This is a genomic window from Neochlamydia sp. TUME1 (assembly GCF_000813645.1).
Lineage (GTDB): Bacteria > Chlamydiota > Chlamydiia > Chlamydiales > Parachlamydiaceae > Neochlamydia.
The window spans coordinates 1-2,212 of record NZ_JRXI01000094.1; the positions used below are offsets into that span (position 1 = coordinate 1).

General features: G+C 40.5%; 3 protein-coding genes. All 3 read left to right on the forward strand.

Features of this window, described 5'->3' with window-relative positions:
* Positions 1-1,295 (forward strand): leucine-rich repeat domain-containing protein (locus DB41_RS04090; protein ID WP_193365243.1); only part of this gene is annotated, 1,295 nt, incomplete at its 5' end.
* 156 nt (positions 1,296-1,451) lie between these two features.
* Complete coding sequence (locus DB41_RS04095; RefSeq protein WP_039384640.1) at positions 1,452-1,730, forward strand: hypothetical protein; 279 nt, start codon at positions 1,452-1,454, stop codon at positions 1,728-1,730.
* A gap of 167 nt (positions 1,731-1,897) precedes the next feature.
* Positions 1,898-2,212, forward strand: a 315-nt coding sequence (locus tag DB41_RS04100; RefSeq protein WP_039384642.1) for a hypothetical protein, incomplete at its 3' end; no start/stop codon positions are given.

Here is a 2,212-nt window from a genome sequence, read left to right on the forward strand (position 1 = left end):
CTACTAACTCAACTAAAAAAATTCAACCTCTCTCTCCTTCTTCTACAGCCCCTGTTTCTATGGCCTCGCTTTACAAGGCAATCCTTCAGGTTTATTTTCCTGATGAAAACGGGGATTTAGAAAAACAAGCTAGTATTTTGGATAAGATTTATAAGATTGAGTCTAATCTTTCTATTGAGGAAAAAGTCCCTTACATCTTTCAAAAGCTTTTCGCTATAGCGGCCTCTCTTTCACCCTTAGAATTTGAGAGAAATACTAAGGAAAGCAAGGTGTGGACCCTTTCTAATTATTCTTCCTATCTGCTGAATATTAACCGCCTCCTATTGTGGCAAAGAATACCTGGAGGAACCGCGTACCTAAACCAGCCACAGATTAAAGCTTTACCTTTGAAGAAAAAAGGAGAGCTGTTAACACTGTGGATAGAAGAGTACGGCAAAACTATTACTTACTTAAGTTTGGATTCTTCAGGATTAACCTTTTTGCCACCAGAAATTGGACAGATTATTAAGCTGGAAATGCTTTACTTAAGCAACAACCAGCTAACCGCTATTCCTGCAGAGATCGGGCAGCTTTCTCAGCTAGAAATACTTCAATTAAGCAACAACCAGCTAACCGCTATTCCTGCAGAGATCGGGCAGCTGTCTCAGCTTGAAGGGCTTCACTTAAGCAACAATCGTCTAAACACTATTCCTGCAGAAATCGGACAGCTTTCTCAGCTGCAAATGCTTGACTTAAGCAATAACCAGCTAACCGTTATTCCTGCGGAAATCGGGCAGTTTTTTAAACTGGTGGGGCTTGACTTAATCAACAACCGTCTAAACACTATTCCTGCAGAAATCGGGCAGCTGTCTCAGCTTGAAGCGCTTGACTTAAGCAACAACCGTCTAAACACTATTCCTGCAGAGATCGGGCAGCTGTCTCAACTTGAAGCGCTTAACTTAAGCAACAATCGTCTAAACACTATTCCTGCAGAAATTGGGCAGCTTTCTCAGCTGCAAATGCTTGACCTAAGCAACAACCGTCTAACCACTATTCCTGCAGAAATCGGGCAGCTTTCTCAGCTGATAAGGCTTTGGTTAAACAAAAACCAGTTAATCACTATTCCTAAAGAAATTGGGAAGCTTTCTCTGCTGGTAAGGCTTAGCTTAAGAGACAATTACCTAAACACTCTGCCAGCAACTATAGGAGAGCTTACTCGACTACACTGCCTCGACGTAGCAAACAATCCTATTGAGCGCCTTCCTAAGCCAACGAGGCTGCTTTTAAAAGGAAGTTTTCTTCCTGATAGATCATAAATCATATAAGGCACCTCTTATATATAAAAACTACCAAATTTGATATCTCTCAATAAAACAATTAAGTTTGTAATTAACGTAAAGCAAGTCCCTATAAAGCAAGCTAAACTTGCATGTAGAGGCAATAGCTTACTATAAAGCTTCAAGGAGCCTATTATGATCCCTTCATCTTCTACTTCGAGCCCCTTGACAATTTTTTGCACTTCAGTTCCAGAGAATATAGAAGACGCAGTCTCAGGAGAGCTAATGACTCGGGCGGTTACTTTATTTCCTTGCGGCCATACCTTCAACGAAGATACCGTTATCCAATGCTTAGCACGCAATAAGCTCTGTCCCTTAGATAGAATGCCTGTTGAAAAACATGCTCCCAACCACACGGTGAGGCAGCTGGCCGAAAAGGCTAAATCCCATCCCCTTGTCATCCGTCATGGTTAGTGACCCAGGGTCGGCAGTTTTAGTGACCCACCCCCTCGTCACCTTTAGTGACCCACCCTAGCTAACAAATATTTTTTCTTTATTTCTCTTAAACTGCATAAATCTTCATGGGACAATCTTTTTTTATCTTGTCTCGAAAAGGAGATTTTATGCCAAGGAAGAGAAATATGATAGAATTACAACAAGTCATTTTTCGACTAAAACTTAAACAAAGCATTCGCTCTATTAATCGCGATACCGGTATTCATCGTACGATTATCCGTAATCTCAATAAAGTTGCGAATAACAGCGGGTGGTTATCTAACGATAGATCTATCCCCTCTGAGAATGAAATTCACCAGGCTCTCGTAGCTTTTGATTTAAAAAAATCTTCAAAACCGCATGATTTAGATTTTTTTAAACCTTTAATTAAAGACTGGTTAGCAAAGAACCATAGTTTTGTGGTCATTCATAAGCTTATTCAAGAGTACATCACGTGCAGT